This is a genomic window from Azospirillum himalayense, assembly GCF_042657465.1.
Lineage (GTDB): Bacteria > Pseudomonadota > Alphaproteobacteria > Azospirillales > Azospirillaceae > Azospirillum > Azospirillum himalayense.
Genome location: NZ_JBHSLC010000058.1, coordinates 1 through 3,100, shown reverse-complemented (window position 1 = coordinate 3,100; position 3,100 = coordinate 1). Strand labels below are relative to the sequence as shown.

At 54.4% G+C, this 3,100-nt stretch carries 3 protein-coding genes; 1 reads left to right on the top strand and 2 read right to left on the bottom strand.

Annotation, left to right across the window (positions count from 1 at the left end; all coding sequences use genetic code 11):
• The coding region (locus ACFPMG_RS23330; protein ID WP_376997611.1) for a DUF2285 domain-containing protein at window positions 1-617 on the top strand (617 nt) is incomplete at its 5' end.
• Between the two features lie 84 nt (window positions 618-701).
• On the opposite strand, the gene ACFPMG_RS23325 is transcribed toward ACFPMG_RS23330, so the two are convergent.
• Entirely contained in the window at window positions 702-1,688 is a 987-nt protein-coding gene (locus tag ACFPMG_RS23325) for a hypothetical protein (RefSeq protein WP_376997610.1), read from the bottom strand.
• Window positions 1,689-1,691: 3 nt separating this feature from the next.
• Window positions 1,692-2,849, bottom strand: coding sequence for a hypothetical protein (locus tag ACFPMG_RS23320; RefSeq protein WP_376997609.1), 1,158 nt, complete (start codon window positions 2,847-2,849; stop codon window positions 1,692-1,694).
• Window positions 2,850-3,100: the final 251 nt, after the last annotated feature.

The following is a 3,100-nucleotide window of genomic DNA, read 5'->3' as shown; positions in this document are numbered from 1 at the left end:
AAGGCCATCCTCGACCTCCGCGAACACTTCAAGGGCCGCCGCCACAGAGCGATGCGGTGATTGCCCAACCCAAACCGAAGGGTGCGCTCGCGACGCTTACCCTGGTCCGGCTGTCGCCGGTTCCCAGGCCCTACACCGGGCCGGGCGCCTGCCTCGATCCCTGGTGGGGGGCGTCGCGCCAAGCCATTTTCGACACCGGAGACGGTTTCCACGTTGTGCTGGCCGACGGGCCGCGCGAGCGGCGCTTCTGGATCGAGGGCAAGCGTCTTCCCAGACGTGGCACGCCGCTACGAGCGCTGGTCGCACTGGACGATGATCTGGAAGCCCAGGTCGCGGCGCTCCGCCGGTTCCACGATGCGGTAACCAACCCGGCCGCACCCCCCGACCTGACGCCGTACCAGACCCGCATGCTGATGCGCACCCTCCAGGCGCTCGACGCCAACCTCGATGGCGCCAGTGTGCGGCAGACGGCCGAGGCGCTGTTCGGCGCCGAGCGTGTCAAGGCCGACTGGTACCGGAACACCCCCTTGCGCGACCAAGTGCGCTACCTGATCCGTCGTGGGCACCAACTGATGGACGGCGGCTATCGCGATCTGCTGCGGCGAATGCCGCCGTAGACTTGTTGCCAAGTATGCGTGCATGGAAACTTGACGTTTATTGCTCCCTAGAGATTTTAGCCTATGAAGTCCGGATGGATGGATTCATAGTAGATTGATCCCGACGAGTAGAAGGGCAGCACGCTCGACATGTGGCAATATGACTCTGACGGCTTCCTCTCCATCTGGAAAGCTCTCAAAGATCATATCCTTCTCCCCAGCGTGAACGATGGCGCAGCGGATCTGATAAATTAGAGCCGCACCAATCCTCCACTTTCCACCAGCTCCAGCTCCAATTCCTTTCTTTGCGATCCTGCGAAATAGGGCGGCAGAGAAATGATTTGTATTCTTGATTTGATCCAAGGCAGTCCAGCAATCCTCAAATGCGTCTTGTTGGGTTTCGGCCAAACCAATAATTTGCTTTATTTCGGATTTCAGAGCCTCGACTGCATCACTTAACGCAGCGCTTGGCTCTGCATCGAAGCTTGATACCAACTTGACCTTAATCTCTGCCAAAAATCTCGCTTCCATCACGCGGTATAGTTCAAGAAACCTGAACTTTAGCGGCGATGTGCGAAGAGAATTATCCAAGCATTTCAGCGCAACTCTGCTAAGAAGCGCGTTGATGTTTTCATCAATAACGGCCTGTGTTGCGCCGTCGAAGAGAAGACTGTCGCCCGCCATGGGGCGCTCAACAACGCGGATTATTCTGCGGAAGTCGGTTGATGCGCTGGCTGGCCCGATGGAAATCTCCATGCCTCCCGCCAGGACCGCATCATGTTGGTCTGGCGTTGATGCTGCGACTGCGCGAACGATAGCAATCTCGATCGCAGTAGGCAGCCCGTGGACTGTACCTACAGGAAAACCAAAAATCTCGGCTGAGCCTTCTGTTTTGTGAGCTATAGCCCAATAAAACGCTCGCGTGATCCCTTGCGGATCGATTTGCACCTCGCTGGAAAATTCACCACCTAAGAGAATGCGGAAGGCTTCGGCCGCCGCCTCCACTCCCAACTCCAGCGGCCCTAATTGCAAAGGACGGGTGGGGTCTACCTCATCAGCGGAGGTGACGGCGAGTATATCAAGCAGAGGCATGTTTCACATCATGCTTGCGGCTTGGGTCCAGCACTCCGCCATTGGAGTGGTGCCGTCCTGCATAATATACTCACGCACTGCCCTGAAGACTAGGCCGCGAGTCGCCTCGCCAACATTGCTACGTTTGGTATCTACGCTCCTGCGGATCTGATCGAAAGTGATCACGCCAAGAGGGTTTTCTTGATCAGCATTGGCGCTGTCGATCATCTTTGTCATGGCGCTGGGAAGGCGATCCTGTAGTGTTTCATTCTTGTGTGCAAAGCCTATGGCCGCCGCGAATCCAAGTACAACGGTATCGTTCCCAAAGAAGCGGTTCTGATCTTCTCCAAGAGCCCGATCAAGCTGAAGGAGCCAGTCAACGAATTGACGGAAGCCGTCGCGCTGATTGCCATCATTATCGGTCAGGTCAATGCCAAGCGATTCCAATGCCTCATCCACGACCATCGTTTCAACTACAAGGTTGGTGCGATCAACATTGGGGCTTCTCTGCATCCAAGCCTGGAAAGCTTGCGCCAACGTCGAAAGGTGGAACTGCCCCGGACGAACTCGGCGCTTGTGGTCCTTGAGGCGTATAATCTCAATTCCTGGAAGGTCTTGAAGGTCTTCGGCCAAGCCGCCCGACAGGATGTCGATCTGATGCTTCATCGACATCGGGCGCTGACCAGCGTTCAGGAGAAGCATGCGGTACGCGAGTGGGAAGAACGCGATGTTGATCCAGATTTCAAGTCGCAAGGATCGCTGAAGAAAAATGGAGCGTTCCTCGTCGTTTAGTTCCATAAGCGTCTGGCGAAGCGCATTGGTGCGCTGCAAGCCGTCAACAATATCAACATTGGCGGGCGTAGTATTAACAATAGCATTTTGCAAAGTGTCAAGATCATCTCTCGACGCCGTTATAAATCCGTCATTTTCACTATAATTATTAGTAACAGATGCATCAATGTTGCGAACGGCAAGGACGATCGTGGGCAATATGCACCCTATCTTTAGGTCAGCCCTAAGGTTTTTATAGGGCTTGGAACCCTTGATGATATCGCGTTGAATGGCAAGGTTCTCTTCAGAGCCTTGTGTTTTTTCAAGGTACCATTCGTAATCTGCCCTGGCACTTACCATGAAGTTATTGATTCGATTGTCATAATCTATTCCGACAACTTCAAACTTCATAAGGCACCTATGGCAGGTTTCACACCGAATTGGTGTGCGCGTGTGATGGTGACGATCCTAGATACATTAGCTTCTTGAGGGCATATCGTCATCTTTTATGCAGTCCAGAGTCCACTCCAAGCACCAAGCCGAGGCACTCACCGTCCAGTAACAGGGCGCGGAAAAACGGGCTGATGCAGTGCCTTTGCCTCCGCTAAGGCTTGAAAAAGGCGTTTTTGCCGCCCGTTTTGGTCGGAATGGAGCGTTTTTCG

Bases quoted from the DNA above. Each gene is read 5' to 3' on its own strand.
- ACFPMG_RS23325 (WP_376997610.1), bottom strand. From the start codon at position 1,688: ATGCCTCTGCTTGATATACTCGCCGTCACCTCCGCTGATGAGGTAGAC.
- ACFPMG_RS23320 (WP_376997609.1), bottom strand. From the start codon at position 2,849: ATGAAGTTTGAAGTTGTCGGAATAGATTATGACAATCGAATCAATAAC.